Source organism: Pseudomonas sp. PK-RTE-24, from assembly GCF_054052265.1.
Genome location: NZ_CM133224.1, coordinates 5,176,789 through 5,193,192, shown reverse-complemented (window position 1 = coordinate 5,193,192; position 16,404 = coordinate 5,176,789). Strand labels below are relative to the sequence as shown.

Genomic DNA, 16,404 nt, shown 5'->3' with positions numbered 1-16,404 from the left:
AGCTCCAGGAGTGAAAGGTAATATCGGCGCAAGAAAGGAGGGAGTGACAAGTGAAAGGAGTCAGTGTGCTTCAGGCGCCGTGCCCAGCGGGGTGAAATGCGGATGGCTAAACGGCGCGTGAATCTTTAGCCAGTCTTGCGCGACGGCAATAGGACTGGCTACGTAATGCAAAGTGGCTCAGGGTGTTTGCGGCTTGTCCGGAGCGGTCAGGCCGGCCTGGATGCGTTGGTAAATTTCTTCACGGTGCACTGCCACGTTTTTCGGAGCGTTGATGCCGATGCGAACCTGTTGGCCGCTGACTCCGAGGATGGTGATCGTGATGTCATCACCAATGTTTATGCTTTCACCGACTTTGCGGGTGAGTATCAGCATGGTCTTCTCCTTGATTGCTTTGTAGGGCACCTGATTCAGACAGTGCAGAGGTCGGTGGTATCTATAGATTAGTGCGAAGTCTCACGGTTTGGGTGCCTCTTTCTGACGCGCAGAAGCGGCATTAATTCCCAGGGCGTAACTATACAGAGGCTGCAATCATCATTCTCGTTGTTTTGTGCCCATTTTGCGGGGCTCGCGAAGTATTTTTGAATGATAAGATCGCCGCTTTGTGAATTCCGAGGAAAGCGTTGTGCGCAAATTGGTTTGGCTGGTAGCGGCACTGGCATTGGCAGGCTGCGGTGAAGGCAAGAGTGTAGATGCGCCCAAGCCTGAGACAAAGGTCGCGGCAGCGCCGGCGGCCGCCGCGCCACAGTGGGATCTGGAAGTGCGTGGCGAGACTCCTCAGGCCGTCAGTGATCTGAGCGGCTGGTTGATCGAGCACGCTTTCGTTCCGACGGTCGTGAAGGACGGCAACGGTAAAACACGAATTCTGATAGGTCCGTTCAACTCCCAGGCTGATGCCGAAGCGCGCAAGGTGCAGGTGGATGCGGCGTTGGTAAAAGCCAAGAAACAAAATATCGAGTCGGTGGTGATTGAGCATCCGCTCACGCCATAAGCGAAGCGCCTTCAACACAGATTGAACGCCAGACATGAAAAAGGCCTCGAGCATAACGCTCGAGGCCTTTTTATTTGTGCTGCGATCAACCGCAGGCTTTCAGATTTACCGAGCCGACAAACTCGTTGCCGCGACCCATCACGCACGCCACGCTCTGGTTGCGCTGACGTTCCCAGTCCTGCACTGGATAGGTCTTATCCCACGCTTCGTACAACTGCCGATCTTGCTTCGACAGCCGCAGTCCGTATTGTTTGCTCATGTAAAAATACGTGCGGGCGATCATGCCGCGGATCGAAGGGCGGGGCATGACCTTCTTGGCCTTGAAGTCGACCTGGGTCAGGCAGGATCCATACTGACCGGACTGCACCGGCAACCAGCCGTAGCTGAAGTTGCTGCGATCACCGTTGACCTCACCGATGCTCGGTACCAGGTTGTGCAGGTCAGCTTCGGCCTTTTGATAAACCGGATCGTAACGCGTGCAATTCTTGCGCCCGCCTTGCTGCCAGCACTGCCGCTGATGCCCGATCTGCCACGCTGGCACGATGTGCTCCCACTCGATCCTCGATGCACGCTTGGCGTTCTTGCGCGGCACATAGCCGCAAGCCTTGAGATCGACGCGGTTGCCGGTGTACTTGCAGCCGCAGTAAAACTCCGTGGACTGCGGCGCATAAAGTTTCCATGCAGCTTTCTTGGCTTCGGAAAATGTACGTGGGGCGCCAGCCTGGGCGCCCACGGCGAAAAACAACAACAGCAAAGCAACACAGCGGACACTCATTGAATCAATCTTCCTTCGGCACAACCCAAAAAATCTGCACGCCACCGTCATCGCGATAGGCGAGGGTGACGTTGTCGTTCTCGTCGATTTCCTCGAGCAAGCGCTCCCAGTCGTCCATCGGCTCATCCGGCAGACGGAAAATCAGTGCGGCTTTGGCTTTTTGTGCGGTGGGGGAATTGATGATTTTCTGAACGCGCATACCCATGCGTTCATAAGCGTCAGGAGCAGCAGGAGAGGTGGCCACGAGGTTATCCTTATTAAGCTGTACGTGCATACAGTATTTAACTGTAAGCGATTTCGCAACTGCTTAAAATTCAAGAAAATCCTCTGACAGCGGGTTTCCGATTTTGGTGTAGGACTTGTCGAGATTTTTGTGGGAAAAGTATTGGAAGGGTGTAAGCGGGGCACCACCTGCCAAGCTGACAGGTGATGCGCAATTGCCCGGTCGAGAAGTGATCAGGCGATGTTCAATCAGTATTCCCAGAACATCCGTTGCAGCTCTTTGCTGTCGTTGGTCTTGGTCAGTGCAACCATCGCCAGGATGCGGGCTTTCTGCGGGTTCAGGTCGTGAGCGACAACCCAGTCGTATTTGTCGTCGGGCTGTTCGGCGTTACGCAGGACAAAGCCGCCGGCGTTGACGTGGGACGAGCGAATGATCTGCACGCCATCCTTGCGCAGCGCTTGCAGGGATGGAACCACGCGGGAAGATACCGAACCGTTGCCAGTGCCGGCGTGGATGATGGCTTTGGCGCCGGCTTGAGCCAGTGCCTTGTAGGCGGTATCGCTTACGTTGCCGTAGGAGTAGGCAATTTCTACGTCAGGCAGGCTCTTGATGTCCTTGATGTCGAATTCCGAATCCATGGTGTGACGCTTGGCCGGCAGGCGGAACCAGTAGGATTTGCCTTCGACCACCATGCCCAGCGGACCCCAGGCGCTTTTGAATGCTTCGGTCTTGATGTTGATCATTTTGCTGACGTCGCGACCGGACTGGATCTCGTCGTTCATGGTCACCAGCACGCCTTTGCCGCGCGCTTCTTTGCTGCTCGCCACGGCGACGGCGTTGTACAGGTTGAGCATGCCGTCTGCCGACATGGCAGTGCCCGGACGCATCGAGCCAACGACGATGATCGGCTTGTCGGTTTTCTCGACCAGGTTCAGGAAGTACGCGGTTTCTTCCAAAGTGTCGGTGCCGTGGGTGATAACGATGCCGTCCACGTCCTTGCTGTCGGCCAGTTCGGAAACGCGACGACCCAATTGCAGCAGGTTGTCGTTGGTGATGCTTTCCGAAGCGATCTGCATGACTTGTTCGCCACGCACGTTAGCCAGTTTGCTCAACTCGGGAATGCCGGCAATCAGTTGTTCGATACCGACTTTTGCTGCCTGATACGTGGCGCTGTTGGCCGCACTGGCGCCGGCGCCAGCGATGGTGCCGCCTGTGGCGAGGACGACGACGTTGGCCAGTTTCGTCTGGGTTTCGGCTTCTTTTGCCTGAAGGGCAGCAGGCAGGAGCAGGAGGAGGGCCAATGCGCCCGGAATCAAAGTATTGAAAGCAGATTTCATTATTTTTCTCTCTAGTCGTGAGACGGTGCTGATGCAGGTTCATCTAGATGCGCCCCAAGCCGATCTGAATGCTCGAGGTGCAAGGACGGGAGCAGGATTCATACCATGCGTAATGTGCTGGCGGAAAATGTTTAACCCAATGATTTAAATCAATATTTGTCGAGGGCTGGAGCATCGTTGAGGATCCATCCATCCGGGATTCCGAACGACAGGCGGATTCGTGTTCGGCTCGCCGATAGGCAATCTCTGAAAAGCCAGGCGGGTGACAAATCCCCGCTAAAGAAATGTGCTCTCAGGCCGATGCGTCCTCAAGGAAACCAAATCTTAGGAGTTCACATGTCACTGACGGTCGGTTTTGCCAATCCCGCTGCAGTCACCATTGGCGGTAAAACTGCAGCGACGATCAACAGCCTGAACGATGCGACCAATGAGACTTCGGCGCAGGCGCTGGGTACCGAAAAGACTGAGAAGAATCAGGTCAGAACCGGTGGCGGGCCTGTGCAGGAAAACAGTGAAACCGAGGCTGACAGCAATCTCAGCATCACCGTCAAGACGTTGCTCAAGCGGATGAAGGAATTGCAGAAGCAACTTCAGGAGCAGCAACAGCAACTGGCTGCGGCTCAGGCTGCAAGCTATCCGACTCCCGAAGCGAAGTCCCAGGCAGTGATGTCGATTCAGGGCCAGATCGCGCAAACCAGCGCCGCACTGGCAGAAGTGGCGGGTGCGTTGGTCAAGGAGATGTCGAAAAGCGCTACCAGCGGTGGCCTGGTCAACACGACCGCCTGAAGCGTCTGATGGCCGACTCAGCGATTCGGCCTACAACAAAAGACGATTTCTGATTGTTGACAAATGTCAGCGGGATTCTCATAGTTCGGTCTACGCAAACGTTTGCGCGACTTGGAAGGGCATCTGCTCCCGGAGTCGTGACGTAGCTTACGTCAGCGCAAACGTTGCTCACAATAATCATAAGATCGGAGTGAACCCATGAAGCTGCCATTCGCCGCACGTCTTCTTGCTGTCGCTATGCTGGCTGCCACAGCCGCCGCACTACCTGTCTCCTCGGCGTTCGCCGAATCTGCAGAAAAGCCCAAAGTCGCGCTGGTCATGAAATCCTTGGCCAACGAATTCTTCCTGACCATGGAAGACGGCGCCAAGGCCTACCAGAAAGAACACTCCGCCGATTTCGATCTGATCTCCAACGGTATCAAGGACGAAACCGACACTGCCGGCCAGACTCGCATCGTCGAACAGATGATCCTGGCCAAGGTGAATGCACTGGTGATCGCGCCTTCTGACTCCAAGGCCATGGTGCCTGTGATCAAGAAGGCCGTAGACGCCGGTATCACGGTGATCAACATCGACAACCAGCTTGATCCCGCCGTGGTCAAAAGCAAGAACATCAACGTGCCGTTCGTAGGTCCGGACAACCGCAAGGGTGCACGTCTGGTTGGCGAATATCTGGCCAAGCAACTGAAGGCGGGCGACGAGGTCGGCATCATCGAAGGCGTGTCCACCACCACCAACGCGCAGGCGCGCACGGCCGGTTTCAAGGACGCGATGGAAGCCGCGCAGATCAAAGTGGTCTCGCTGCAGTCCGGTGACTGGGAAATCGACAAGGGCAACAAGGTTGCGGCTTCGATCCTCAGTGAATACCCGGATGTCAAAGCACTGCTGGCCGGTAACGACAGCATGGCGGTCGGTGCCGTTTCCGCAGTCCGTGCCGCTGGTAAGGCAGGGCAGGTGAAAGTCGTCGGTTACGACAATATCAATGCCATCAAGCCAATGCTCAAGGACGGTCGCGTGCTGGCGACGGCTGACCAGTTTGCAGCCAAGCAGGCCGTGTTCGGCATCGAAACCGCACTGAAGATCATCAAGGGCGAGAAAGTCGACAGCGGTGCCAACGGCGTGATCGAAACACCGGTCGAGCTGGTCACCCAGTAAGTCATCTGGCGACACAACGGCGCTCGTCCGTCTGGGCGAGCGCGTGGAGATTCCTATGTCAGTTTCCGCTCCGAACGCTGTCCTCTCGGTCAGCGGTATCGGCAAGACCTATGCGCAACCGGTGCTCACCGGCATCGATCTGACGCTGATGCGCGGTGAAGTACTGGCGCTGACCGGCGAAAATGGTGCCGGCAAAAGTACCCTGTCGAAGATCATTGGTGGTCTGGTCACACCCACTACCGGCCAGATGCAATTCCACGGCAAGGATTATCGTCCGGGCAGCCGTACCCAGGCCGAAGAGCTTGGCGTGCGCATGGTCATGCAAGAACTCAATCTGTTGCCGACGCTGTCGGTGGCGGAAAACCTCTTTCTGGATAATCTGCCGAGCAGCGCTGGCTGGATCAGCCGCAAGCAGTTGCGCAAGGCGGCGATCGAAGCCATGGCGCAAGTCGGCCTCGATGCGATCGATCCGGACACGCTGGTCGGTGAACTCGGTATCGGCCATCAGCAGATGGTTGAAATCGCGCGCAACCTGATCGGCGACTGCCATGTGCTGATCCTTGACGAGCCGACCGCGATGCTCACGGCGCGCGAAGTCGAAATGCTCTTCGAGCAGATCAGCCGATTGCAGGCCCGCGGCGTTGCCATCATCTATATCTCGCACCGTCTCGAAGAACTGGCGCGGGTGGCGCAGCGTATTGCCGTGCTGCGTGACGGCAATCTGGTCTGCGTCGAGCCGATGGCCAACTACAACAGCGAGCAACTGGTCACCTTGATGGTCGGTCGCGAACTGGGCGAACACATCGACATGGGGCCGCGCAAGATCGGCGCTCCGGCGTTGACGGTCAAAGGCCTGACCCGCTCTGACAAAGTCCGCGACGTCTCTTTTGAGGTGCGTGCCGGGGAGATCTTCGGCATTTCCGGATTGATCGGGGCAGGGCGCACGGAATTGCTGCGGCTGATATTCGGTGCCGATGCTGCCGACAGCGGCACCATCGCGCTCGGCTCCCCGGCCAAGGTCGTGAGTGTTCGCTCGCCAGTCGATGCCGTACGCAATGGCATCGCGTTGATCACCGAAGATCGCAAGGGCGAAGGGCTGCTGCTCAGTCAGTCGATCAGTGCCAACATTGCCTTGGGCAACATGCCGGAAATTTCCAGTGGCGGTTTCGTCAACAACGGCGACGAAATTTGCCTGGCGCAACGCCAGATCGAGGCCATGCGCATCCGCAGCTCGAGCCCTACGCAGTTGGTTTCGGAACTGTCCGGCGGCAATCAGCAGAAGGTCGTGATCGGTCGCTGGCTGGAACGTGACTGTTCAGTACTGCTGTTCGACGAGCCCACTCGCGGAATCGATGTCGGCGCCAAGTTCGACATTTACGGTTTGCTCGGCGAGTTGACCCGTCAGGGCAAGGCGTTGGTGGTGGTGTCCAGTGACTTGCGCGAGTTGATGCTGATCTGCGACCGGATCGGCGTGCTTTCGGCGGGGCGTCTGATCGACACCTTCGAGCGCGACAGCTGGACCCAGGATGATTTGCTTGCCGCCGCATTCGCCGGCTACCAAAAACGTGATGCGTTGCTCAATGAGGCAGCGCCTAGGGATCTCCCATGAAAACTGCATCTTCTGCCAGTAAACGTAGTGGCAATTTCTTCGGCCTGGGCACATATCTGGGCCTGGCCGGTGCCTTGCTGGCGATGATTGCGCTGTTCTCGGTTCTGAGCAGCCATTTCCTTTCGTACAACACTTTCAGCACCCTGGCCAACCAGATTCCCGACCTGATGGTGCTGGCCGTGGGCATGACCTTTGTGCTGATCATCGGCGGCATCGATTTGTCCGTCGGCTCGGTGCTGGCGTTGGCCGCATCGACGGTCAGCGTTGCGATTCTCGGCTGGGGCTGGAGCGTTTTGCCAGCGGCGCTGCTCGGCATGGCGGTGGCGGCTCTGGCCGGGACCATCACTGGCTCGATCACCGTGGCCTGGCGGATTCCGTCGTTCATCGTCTCCCTCGGCGTGCTGGAAATGGCCCGCGGTGTGGCGTATCAGATGACCGGGTCGCGGACTGCGTACATCGGCGATGCGTTCGCCTGGCTGTCGAATCCGATCGCGTTCGGTATTTCACCCTCGTTCATCATCGCTTTGCTGGTGATCTTCATCGCGCAGGCAGTTTTGACCCGCACTGTTTTCGGCCGCTACCTGATCGGCATCGGCACCAACGAAGAAGCCGTGCGGCTGGCCGGGATCAATCCCAAGCCCTACAAAATTCTGGTGTTCAGCCTTATGGGCCTGCTGGCGGGCATTGCCGCTCTGTTTCAGATTTCGCGTCTGGAGGCGGCTGACCCGAACGCAGGTTCGGGCCTGGAACTGCAAGTGATCGCGGCGGTGGTTATCGGTGGTACCAGCCTGATGGGTGGACGCGGTTCGGTGATCAGCACTTTCTTTGGTGTGTTGATCATTTCCGTGCTCGCGGCCGGTCTCGCGCAGATTGGTGCGACGGAACCGACCAAGCGCATCATCACCGGTGCGGTAATTGTTATCGCCGTGGTGCTCGACACCTATCGCAGTCAACGCGCCAGTCGCCGGGGCTGAACCATGGCAACGATCAAGGATGTAGCGGCGCTTGCGGGTATTTCCTACACGACCGTGTCGCACGTGGTGAACAACACCCGCCCGGTGAGTCAAGAAGTGCGGCGCAAAGTCGAGGCGGCGATCAAGAGCCTCGACTACGTGCCCAGTGCCGTGGCGCGCTCGCTGAAAGCCAAAACCACGGCGACCATCGGCCTGCTGGTGCCTAACAGCCTCAACCCGTACTTCGCTGAATTGGCGCGCGGAATCGAGGATTACTGCGAGCGCAACGGTTACTGCGTGATCCTCTGTAACTCCGACGACAATCCGGACAAGCAGCGCAGTTATCTGCGCGTGTTGCTGGAAAAACGTATCGACGGTTTGATCGTCGCCTCCGCCGGCGGTGACACTGGTCTGGCGCAAGGGCTGGCAGGCGTGAAGACGCCGATGGTTATCGTTGACCGGGGCCTGGAAGGTGTAAATGCCGATCTGGTGCGTATCGATCATGAATACGGCGCTTATCTGGCAACCCGTCACCTGCTCGAGTTGGGGCATCGCGACATCGCCACCATCGGCGGTCCGGCCAGTACCAGCGTGGCGCAAATGCGTCAGGCCGGTTATTGCCGAGCGCTGCGAGAAGCGGGAATCGAGGTGCGCGAGGAGCGTATGCTCGAAAGCGACTTCACCAGCACTGGCGGTTACAACGCCGCTGCCCGGCTGCTCGAGATCAATCCGCCGAGCGCGATTTTTGCCGGTAACGACATGATTGGCATCGGTGTGCTGCGTGCGGCGGCTGAACGTAATGTCCGGGTGCCGGCCGAGCTGTCGGTAATCGGCTTCGATGACATTCAGATGAGCCGTTATGTCTATCCGGCGCTGACCACGGTCGGCCAGTCGATCCTGCAACTGGGCGAGATGGCCGCCGAAGTGCTGTTGCGCAGAATTGCTGCGCCGGATTCGGGCACCGATCAACGCATCGTGACCCCGAGCATTGTCCTGCGCGAATCGACCGCGCCGCTGTCCGGCGTGTTCACCGAATATCGCTGAAACCGAATTGATGAGTAGTGATGTATGCCAGCAAATGTAGTGGTAATAGGCAGCCTGAACATGGACCTGGTCACCCGGGCGCCACGGCTGCCACGCGGCGGTGAAACGCTGATTGGTCATTCCTTTGCCACGGTGTCTGGCGGCAAGGGCGCCAATCAGGCGGTTGCTGCTGCGCGCTTGGGCGCTAAGGTGGCAATGATCGGTTGCGTCGGAAATGACGACTACGGTGTGCGATTGCGCGATGCCTTGCTCGCCGAGCACATCGACTGCGAGGCTGTCAGTGTCGTAGAGGATTCCAGTGGCGTAGCGCTGATTGTGGTGGATGACGACAGCCAGAACGCCATCGTGATTGTCGCCGGTGCCAACGGCGCGATGACGCCGGCAGTGATCGACCGCTTTGATGCGGTTTTACAGGCCGCCGATGTTGTGATCTGTCAGCTCGAGATTCCCGACGCGACGGTCGGGCATGCGCTCAAGCGCGCGCGTGAACTGGGCAAAACCGTCATCCTCAACCCGGCGCCGGCCAGCCGTCCTTTGCCGGCTGACTGGTTTGCCGCCATCGACTATCTGATTCCCAACGAAAGCGAAGCCGCCGCATTGAGCGGGCTCGCTGTCGACTCGCTGCAGTCGGCAGAAACGGCTGCCACTCAGTTGATTGCCATGGGCGCGGGCAAAGTCATCGTCACGTTAGGCGCGCAAGGCTCATTGTTCGCCAACGGCAACGGCTTCGAACATTTCCCCGCGCCGACCGTGAAGGCGGTCGATACCACGGCGGCGGGCGACACTTTCGTCGGCGGTTTTGCCGCAGCGCTGGCCGATGGCAAGACTGAGGCCGAGGCGATTCGCTACGGGCAGATCGCCGCTGCACTGTCGGTTACCCGCGCCGGTGCGCAACCGTCGATTCCAACCATGTCCGAAGTACAGGCGTTCAAACCCGCATGAAAAAGACTCCTCTGCTTAACGTCGCGCTGTCGCGACTGATCGCTTCTCTTGGCCACGGTGACATGGTCGTGATTGGCGATGCCGGTTTGCCCGTGCCACCGGGTGTCGAGTTGATTGATCTGGCACTGACCCATGGCATCCCTGATTTCGTCAGCACGCTGAAAGTTGTACTCAGCGAGATGCAGGTAGAGAGCCATGTGCTGGCCAAAGAGATCTTCGACAAACAACCCACGGCGCTGGCCGATCTGGACGCGTTGAACGAAGAGGGCGCGCTGGGCCGTAGGGATCTGCTCACCCACGAGCAGTTCAAGGTGCTTAGCCGACAAGCCAGGGCGATCATTCGTACAGGAGAATGTCAGCCGTACTGCAACATCGTTCTGGTCGCCGGGGTTACATTCTGATTTCCGATATCACCTGCACAAGGAATGCGCTATGCAACGCTATGCTGCAAAACTTCATCAACTGGTCCGGAGCCTGCTGCTTTTGTCTGTGATAACTGCGACCGGCGTTCAGGCCGCTGAAAAAATCGATTTGATCATCGACACCGATCCAGGCGCTGACGACGTTGTCGCTTTGCTCTTCGCGCTGGCGTCGCCGGATGAATTGAATATCCGCGCGTTAACGACTGTCGCCGGCAACGTGCGCCTGGACAAGACTTCGCGTAACGCGCGACTCGCTCGCGAATGGGCAGGGCGCGAAGACGTGCCGGTTTACGCTGGCGCACCGAAGCCGCTGATGCGCACGCCGATCTACGCCGAGAACATTCATGGCAAGGAAGGTTTGTCAGGCGTCACGGTTCACGAACCGAAGAAAGGCCTGGCGAAAGGCAATGCGGTCAATTACCTGATCGACACTCTTAAATCGGCCAAACCGCACAGCATCACCATTGCCATGCTCGGTCCGCAGACCAACCTGGCTCTGGCATTGATCCAGGAGCCGGAAATCGTTCAGGGCATCAAGGAAGTGGTGATCATGGGCGGGGCGCATTTCAACGGTGGCAACATCACCCCTGTGGCTGAATTCAACTTGTTCGCCGATCCGCAGGCTGCCGAGGTGGTGCTCAAGAGCGGGGTGAAGCTCACCTATCTGCCGCTGGACGTGACCCACAAGATCCTGACCAGCGATGCACGCCTGAAGCAGATCGCCGCGCTGAACAACAATGCGAGCAAGATCGTCGGCGACATTCTCAACGAATACATCAAGGGCGATATGGAGCACTACGGCATTCCCGGTGGCCCGGTGCATGACGCGACGGTTGTGGCGTATCTGCTCAAGCCTGAGTTGTTTACCGGTCGGGCGGTCAACGTCGTGGTGGATAGCCGTGAAGGACCGACATTCGGCCAGACCATTGTTGACTGGTATGACGGCCTGAAAGCACCGAAGAATGCATTCTGGGTCGAAAATGGCGACGCCCAGGGATTCTTTGATCTGCTGACCGAGCGCCTGAAACGCCTGAAATAATTCGTCAACCCGCAGGCGGTTTGCCTGCGGGTTTTCACTGCGGCTGTTCAGCCTGGCTGATCGGATAGCGTTCGAATACCTGATTGATAAAATGCTGCGCCGCTTCTATCCCCAACTCCTTGACCAGTAAATCAATGCCGATCAGCGCCAATTCTTCCGTCGTGCCGGGGCTGTAAGAGCTGTGTCCTTCGGCCCATTTGGCGTTGATGGCGGCGTCGATGCTTACACTGGTCATGGGAGGCTCGAAAGGTCAGGATGTCTGTTTTCGAGTTAACCATTTTGTGCGGCATTTGGCACTGCGACTTAGGCATGAGCGGAGCGCTATGCGACACTTGGTCTTTTCCGGCTTGCAAAGGACCCCGCTGTGCAGATTGATCTGAATACCCCTGACGGCCTCACACTCGAAGCAGTGCGCCAATTGCTTGCCTCGGGCAGTGACGACGTGCACAACCAATTGCGCGTGACCAAAGATGGCATTGCCTATCTGTCTACGGTGACCGGTGGGCAGGATATCGAGGGTCTGCTGTTTCGCCTGGAAACCTGGGCGAAGGGGTCGGGCTATGTGGGTAACGTCGCAGCCAGCGATGAAGTCTGGGTGATGCAGATTTTCAACGCACTCAAAGACAACTGGCCGAATCCGCCCTACGACTACATCGACGTTTATTGAGGTCGTTAATATTCAGTCACGAATGTTTGATGAGCCGGACAGGGCGGCTCAGGCACACTCGGCATTTTTCCGCTCGTGGGGCAGGGCATGGCTTGAGCCTTGAAACCAAACGCCGCATTGGCGGTCGCACGATCTCTGCTTAAACATTTGAAAACAAGGAGGCTTCATGCCTTTGAAGTTCGCGACACTGGGTGCACTTATGGCCGCTGCTCTGTTGGCTGGTTGCAGCACAACCTCCAGCGAGTCGGCAAAGGAGCCCGTGGCGGCTGAATCAGGAAATAGCCGCTGCGAAGCATCGGCAGCGCAATTTGCCATCGGCAAGAAGGCATCCCCTGAGTTGCTGGATCAGGCGCGTGCCAAGGCTGGGGCGCAAAATGCGCGTTTCCTCAAGCCGAACGACATGATCACCCTGGAATACCGCTCCGATCGCCTGAACCTGAACACCGATAACAACCTGGTAGTTACTCGCGTCAACTGCGGCTGAGTCCTTTTGTGTCAGGCATAAAAAACCCCGTCACCAGGACGGGGTTTTTTTAGTGCGCCGAGGAATTACTCTGGGCGAACCTGTGCAGCTTGCATACCCTTTTGGCCTTTCTCAGCCACGAAAGAGACGGTCTGGCCTTCTTTCAGGCTTTTGAAACCGTCGGATTCGATAGCTTTGAAGTGTACGAACAGGTCGTCACCGCCACCTTGAGGAGTGATGAAGCCGAAGCCTTTTTCATCGTTGAACCATTTAACGGTGCCGGTTTGGCGATTAGACATGGTGTATCTCCAAGAAACATATATTTTCAGTAGTGCTGTGCTGCTCAGGCCAACTGGGCACACCCGGGTATCATAGTCGAAATGTTCGCTTTGGTAGCCCCCCGGACGTGCTGTTTGCCAATCAGTCGTGTTTTCTTTACCACCTGGTTGCGCTGAAAGCCCCGGTTTGAAAGGCTTTCAGCGAAACGTAAAGACAATAAAAAAACCTGTAAAACCTGCATAAATCGTCTGAAAAGGCTCATTTCCAGCACTTTTTTCCGCCTTTCAGTCGATGTTAATGCCCGGTTTTCTTATTTTTTCGGGGCGGTATTTGCCTTGCATTTGGCGATCTGGCCAAGGGCTTTCTGTTGCAATTCAGGAGTCGCCTTGTTGTCCATCAGCGCCTGAATGTCACTGGCCGGATAGGACTTGATGGCGTCAGCTCCGCAAGCGCAGTGGGATTTCGCCGCGGCAGCACCGATTTGCTGGGTTGCAGCCTGAGTGCACTGGGCCATGTACTTCTCGCGCTCGCCTTTCGGCCAGTCGGCATGGGCGCTCAGTGGCAGCAGCAGAACGACGGGTGCGACGAGGGCGAATAAGCTTTTCAGACGCATGCGAGGATGCTCCTTGTGGGTCAATGTCTTGTTATCTGAGGGCGCAAAGGCCGATCAAGTTCAGCACTTTGGCATAAAAACGGACATTTGACCTTCTGCCAAATCAGGACGTAAGCGACCGCTCATCTGTGCTAGCATGCCGGGCTCAAGCGTTCTCAGGCTTCGGATGACCTTCAGTCCCGAAGCGGTCGGCGTGCGAATTTTTCCGATTTGAATCCCAGTCACTCTGGTTCGGTTTTCCGGTTGGCCGCAAGGCTCCTGCCGCTGTAAGGCAGGCGTTCGTCATTGAATGGCCTGGATCGGATCTTGTACTGGCTCATCCCAACCCACGTGACCTTTGGTAGGGGTCACCACTAGGAGAGGAGGCGCCATGCCAACTATTACTCTTCCCGACGGCAGTCAACGTTCATTCGATCACCCGGTTTCCGTAGCCGAGGTCGCCGCATCCATTGGTGCAGGTCTGGCCAAGGCTACGCTCGCCGGCAAGGTCAATGGCCAACTGGTCGACGCCAGCGACATCATCAGCAGCGACGCGACCCTGCAAATCATTACGCCAAAGGATGAAGAGGGGCTGGAGATCATTCGCCACTCTTGCGCACACCTGGTTGGCCACGCGGTCAAGCAGCTGTACCCGACCGCGAAGATGGTCATCGGCCCGGTCATCGACGAAGGCTTCTATTACGACATCGCCTACGAGCGTCCTTTCACGCCGGAAGACATGGCGGCTATCGAACAGCGCATGCAGCAACTGATCGAGAAAGATTACGACGTCATCAAGAAAGTCACTCCGCGCGCTGAAGTGATCGAAGTGTTCAAGGCTCGTGGCGAAGATTACAAGCTGCGTTTGGTTGAAGACATGCCGAACGAGCAGGCCATGGGTCTGTACTATCACGAAGAATACGTCGACATGTGCCGTGGTCCGCACGTGCCGAACACGCGTTTCCTGAAATCCTTCAAGCTGACCAAGCTGTCGGGCGCTTACTGGCGTGGCGACGCCAAGAACGAGCAATTGCAGCGCGTCTACGGCACCGCCTGGGCTGACAAGAAACAGCTGGCGGCGTACATCCAGCGCATCGAAGAAGCCGAGAAGCGCGATCACCGCAAGATCGGCAAGCGTCTGGGCCTGTTCCACACCCAGGAAGAATCCCCGGGCATGGTGTTCTGGCACCCGAATGGCTGGACTCTGTACCAGGTGCTCGAGCAGTACATGCGCAAGATCCAGCGCGACAACGGCTACCTTGAGATCAAGACTCCTCAAGTCGTCGACCGCAGCCTGTGGGAAAAATCCGGGCACTGGGCCAACTACGCCGACAACATGTTCACCACTCAGTCGGAAAACCGCGACTACGCCATCAAGCCGATGAACTGCCCATGCCACGTGCAGGTGTTCAATCAGGGCCTGAAAAGCTACCGCGAGTTGCCGATGCGTCTGGCCGAGTTCGGTGCTTGCCACCGTAACGAGCCGTCGGGTGCGTTGCACGGCATCATGCGCGTGCGAGCGTTCACTCAGGACGACGCGCACATCTTCTGCACCGAAGAGCAGATGCAGGCCGAGTCCGCTGCGTTCATCAAGCTGACCATGGATGTCTATCGCGATTTCGGCTTTACCGAAGTTGAGATGAAACTGTCCACTCGTCCGGAAAAACGCGTCGGCTCCGATGAACTGTGGGATCGCGCTGAAGCTGCATTGGCTGCAGCCCTTGATTCTGCTGGCCTGCCGTACGATCTGCAGCCGGGCGAGGGTGCTTTCTACGGGCCGAAGATCGAGTTCTCGCTGAAAGATTGTCTCGGTCGCGTCTGGCAGTGTGGTACCTTGCAGCTCGATTTTAACCTGCCTGTCCGTTTGGGCGCTGAATACGTCTCTGAAGACAACAGCCGCAAACACCCGGTGATGTTGCACCGCGCGATCCTCGGTTCGTTCGAGCGTTTCGTCGGGATTCTGATCGAGCACTACGAAGGTGCTTTCCCTGCGTGGCTCGCGCCGACCCAGGCGGTGATCATGAATATCACTGATAAACAGGCAGATTTTGTTGCAGAGGTTGAAAAAACTCTCAACGAAAGCGGATTTCGTGCCAAGTCCGACTTGAGAAATGAAAAGATCGGCTTTAAAATCCGCGAGCATACTTTGCTCAAGGTTCCCTATCTTTTGGTTATCGGAGATAAGGAAGTCGAGATGCAGACTGTCGCTGTGCGTACTCGTGAAGGTGCTGACCTGGGCTCGATGCCCGTCGCCCAGTTCGCTGAGTTTCTCGCGCAAGCGGTTTCCCGGCGTGGTCGCCCAGATTCGGAGTAATTATTATTAAGCGTGAAATGAGACAAGATAAACGAGCTGCACCGAAAGCCCCGATCAACGAGAATATCTCGGCACGCGAGGTTCGGTTAATTGGCGCTGATGGCGAGCAGATTGGCATCGTCTCGATTGATGAAGCGCTTCGTATCGCTGAAGAAGCAAAGCTTGATCTGGTGGAAATTTCCGCAGATGCAGTCCCGCCTGTTTGCCGGGTGATGGACTACGGCAAATCGATCTTCGAGAAGAAGAAGCAGATTGCCGCGGCGAAGAAAAACCAGAAGCAGATTCAGGTTAAAGAAATCAAGTTTCGTCCAGGGACGGAGGAAGGGGATTACCAGGTAAAACTGCGCAACCTGGTACGTTTCCTGAGTGACGGGGACAGGGCCAAGGTATCCTTGCGATTCCGCGGCCGTGAGATGGCCCACCAGGAGCTGGGGATGGAACTCCTCAAGCGGGTTGAACAAGACCTGCTCGAGTACGGTTCGGTCGAACAGCATCCTAAGATGGAAGGACGCCAGCTGATCATGGTCATCGCCCCGAAAAAGAAGAAGTAATCAACAGGGCACGGCAGGCCTTCTGATTATGTTTATCAACTGAATGCGGAGTATCCGAACATGCCAAAAATGAAAACCAAAAGTGGTGCTGCCAAGCGGTTTCTGAAAACTGCTAACGGCATCAAGCACAAGCACGCTTTCAAGAGCCACATCCTGACTAAAATGTCGACCAAGCGTAAGCGTCAACTGCGCGGTAGCAGCTTGCTGCATCCGTCTGACGTGGCAAAAGTCGAGCGCATGCTGCGCCTTCGTTAATTTAGTCAAG

At 57.1% G+C, this 16,404-nt stretch carries 21 protein-coding genes; 14 read left to right on the top strand and 7 right to left on the bottom strand.

Annotated elements, in window-relative coordinates; translation table 11 throughout:
• Positions 1 to 177 precede the first annotated feature (177 nt).
• Positions 178 to 372, bottom strand: a complete 195-nt coding sequence (gene csrA, locus ACV8MC_RS23270) for a carbon storage regulator CsrA (RefSeq protein WP_003179932.1) — start codon at positions 370 to 372, stop codon at positions 178 to 180.
• Between the two features lie 250 nt (positions 373 to 622).
• Between csrA and ACV8MC_RS23265 the strand changes: the two genes are divergently transcribed.
• Positions 623 to 988, top strand: coding sequence for an SPOR domain-containing protein (locus ACV8MC_RS23265; protein WP_041478546.1), 366 nt, complete (start codon positions 623 to 625; stop codon positions 986 to 988).
• 85 nt (positions 989 to 1,073) lie between these two features.
• Here ACV8MC_RS23265 and ACV8MC_RS23260 read toward each other — a convergent pair whose 3' ends face one another.
• The 3 genes from ACV8MC_RS23260 to ACV8MC_RS23250 all read right to left on the bottom strand — a co-directional run bounded on the left by ACV8MC_RS23260 (position 1,074) and on the right by ACV8MC_RS23250 (position 3,323).
• On the bottom strand, positions 1,074 to 1,763 hold the full coding sequence (locus ACV8MC_RS23260; RefSeq protein WP_041478547.1) for an endonuclease: 690 nt from the start codon (positions 1,761 to 1,763) through the stop codon (positions 1,074 to 1,076).
• A 4-nt stretch (positions 1,764 to 1,767) separates the two neighbouring features.
• Complete coding sequence (locus ACV8MC_RS23255) at positions 1,768 to 2,037, bottom strand: DUF1654 domain-containing protein (RefSeq protein WP_016774035.1); 270 nt, start codon at positions 2,035 to 2,037, stop codon at positions 1,768 to 1,770.
• A 197-nt stretch (positions 2,038 to 2,234) separates the two neighbouring features.
• Positions 2,235 to 3,323, bottom strand: coding sequence for an asparaginase (locus tag ACV8MC_RS23250; protein WP_095179504.1), 1,089 nt, complete (start codon positions 3,321 to 3,323; stop codon positions 2,235 to 2,237).
• Between the two features lie 336 nt (positions 3,324 to 3,659).
• Between ACV8MC_RS23250 and ACV8MC_RS23245 the strand changes: the two genes are divergently transcribed.
• From ACV8MC_RS23245 to ACV8MC_RS23210, 8 genes are all read left to right on the top strand, one after another.
• The gene (locus tag ACV8MC_RS23245; RefSeq protein ID WP_041478549.1) at positions 3,660 to 4,109 is read left to right on the top strand and encodes a hypothetical protein; all 450 of its coding nucleotides are present in this window, start codon (positions 3,660 to 3,662) and stop codon (positions 4,107 to 4,109) included.
• Between the two features lie 198 nt (positions 4,110 to 4,307).
• Entirely contained in the window at positions 4,308 to 5,264 is a 957-nt protein-coding gene (locus ACV8MC_RS23240) for a sugar ABC transporter substrate-binding protein (RefSeq protein ID WP_024012403.1), read from the top strand.
• Positions 5,265 to 5,319: 55 nt separating this feature from the next.
• Complete coding sequence (locus tag ACV8MC_RS23235) at positions 5,320 to 6,873, top strand: sugar ABC transporter ATP-binding protein (protein WP_457263642.1); 1,554 nt, start codon at positions 5,320 to 5,322, stop codon at positions 6,871 to 6,873.
• A complete protein-coding gene (locus ACV8MC_RS23230) occupies positions 6,870 to 7,847 on the top strand; it encodes an ABC transporter permease (protein ID WP_016774040.1) in 978 nt (325 codons plus the stop codon). Before ACV8MC_RS23235 ends, ACV8MC_RS23230 begins: the two co-directional genes overlap by 4 nt.
• Positions 7,848 to 7,850: 3 nt before the next feature.
• On the top strand, positions 7,851 to 8,870 hold the full coding sequence (locus ACV8MC_RS23225) for a LacI family DNA-binding transcriptional regulator (protein ID WP_252869136.1): 1,020 nt from the start codon (positions 7,851 to 7,853) through the stop codon (positions 8,868 to 8,870).
• Between the two features lie 24 nt (positions 8,871 to 8,894).
• Complete coding sequence (rbsK, locus tag ACV8MC_RS23220; protein ID WP_150741504.1) at positions 8,895 to 9,812, top strand: ribokinase; 918 nt, start codon at positions 8,895 to 8,897, stop codon at positions 9,810 to 9,812.
• Entirely contained in the window at positions 9,809 to 10,213 is a 405-nt protein-coding gene (gene rbsD / locus ACV8MC_RS23215) for a D-ribose pyranase (protein WP_041478553.1), read from the top strand. Before rbsK ends, rbsD begins: the two co-directional genes overlap by 4 nt.
• Positions 10,214 to 10,244: 31 nt before the next feature.
• Positions 10,245 to 11,273, top strand: coding sequence for a nucleoside hydrolase (locus tag ACV8MC_RS23210; protein WP_056784434.1), 1,029 nt, complete (start codon positions 10,245 to 10,247; stop codon positions 11,271 to 11,273).
• 34 nt (positions 11,274 to 11,307) lie between these two features.
• Here ACV8MC_RS23210 and ACV8MC_RS23205 read toward each other — a convergent pair whose 3' ends face one another.
• Positions 11,308 to 11,508, bottom strand: a complete 201-nt coding sequence (locus ACV8MC_RS23205; protein ID WP_056784436.1) for a hypothetical protein — start codon at positions 11,506 to 11,508, stop codon at positions 11,308 to 11,310.
• A 129-nt stretch (positions 11,509 to 11,637) separates the two neighbouring features.
• Here ACV8MC_RS23205 and ACV8MC_RS23200 point away from each other — a divergent pair, with 129 nt between their 5' ends.
• Entirely contained in the window at positions 11,638 to 11,940 is a 303-nt protein-coding gene (locus tag ACV8MC_RS23200; protein ID WP_056784439.1) for a hypothetical protein, read from the top strand.
• 166 nt (positions 11,941 to 12,106) lie between these two features.
• Positions 12,107 to 12,424 (top strand): I78 family peptidase inhibitor, encoded by a 318-nt coding sequence (locus ACV8MC_RS23195; RefSeq protein ID WP_016774047.1) that lies wholly within the window; start codon positions 12,107 to 12,109, stop codon positions 12,422 to 12,424.
• Between the two features lie 65 nt (positions 12,425 to 12,489).
• Here the strand turns inward: ACV8MC_RS23195 and ACV8MC_RS23190 are convergent, their stop codons facing one another.
• Positions 12,490 to 12,702, bottom strand: a complete 213-nt coding sequence (locus tag ACV8MC_RS23190) for a cold-shock protein (RefSeq protein ID WP_003179963.1) — start codon at positions 12,700 to 12,702, stop codon at positions 12,490 to 12,492.
• A 290-nt stretch (positions 12,703 to 12,992) separates the two neighbouring features.
• On the bottom strand, positions 12,993 to 13,295 hold the full coding sequence (locus ACV8MC_RS23185; protein WP_041478556.1) for a hypothetical protein: 303 nt from the start codon (positions 13,293 to 13,295) through the stop codon (positions 12,993 to 12,995).
• Between the two features lie 370 nt (positions 13,296 to 13,665).
• On the opposite strand from ACV8MC_RS23185, the gene thrS reads away from it, so the two are divergent.
• The 3 genes from thrS to rpmI are packed head-to-tail and all read left to right on the top strand — an operon-like array spanning position 13,666 to position 16,394.
• Positions 13,666 to 15,588: a threonine--tRNA ligase gene (gene thrS, locus ACV8MC_RS23180; RefSeq protein ID WP_024012407.1), complete on the top strand. Its 1,923-nt coding sequence runs from the start codon at positions 13,666 to 13,668 to the stop codon at positions 15,586 to 15,588.
• Positions 15,588 to 16,139: a translation initiation factor IF-3 gene (infC, locus tag ACV8MC_RS23175; protein ID WP_169432615.1), complete on the top strand. Its 552-nt coding sequence runs from the start codon at positions 15,588 to 15,590 to the stop codon at positions 16,137 to 16,139. The genes thrS and infC overlap by 1 nt, the downstream gene beginning before the upstream one ends.
• Before the next feature lie 60 nt (positions 16,140 to 16,199).
• The gene (gene rpmI, locus ACV8MC_RS23170) at positions 16,200 to 16,394 is read left to right on the top strand and encodes a 50S ribosomal protein L35 (protein ID WP_002553160.1); all 195 of its coding nucleotides are present in this window, start codon (positions 16,200 to 16,202) and stop codon (positions 16,392 to 16,394) included.
• Positions 16,395 to 16,404 lie beyond the last annotated feature (10 nt).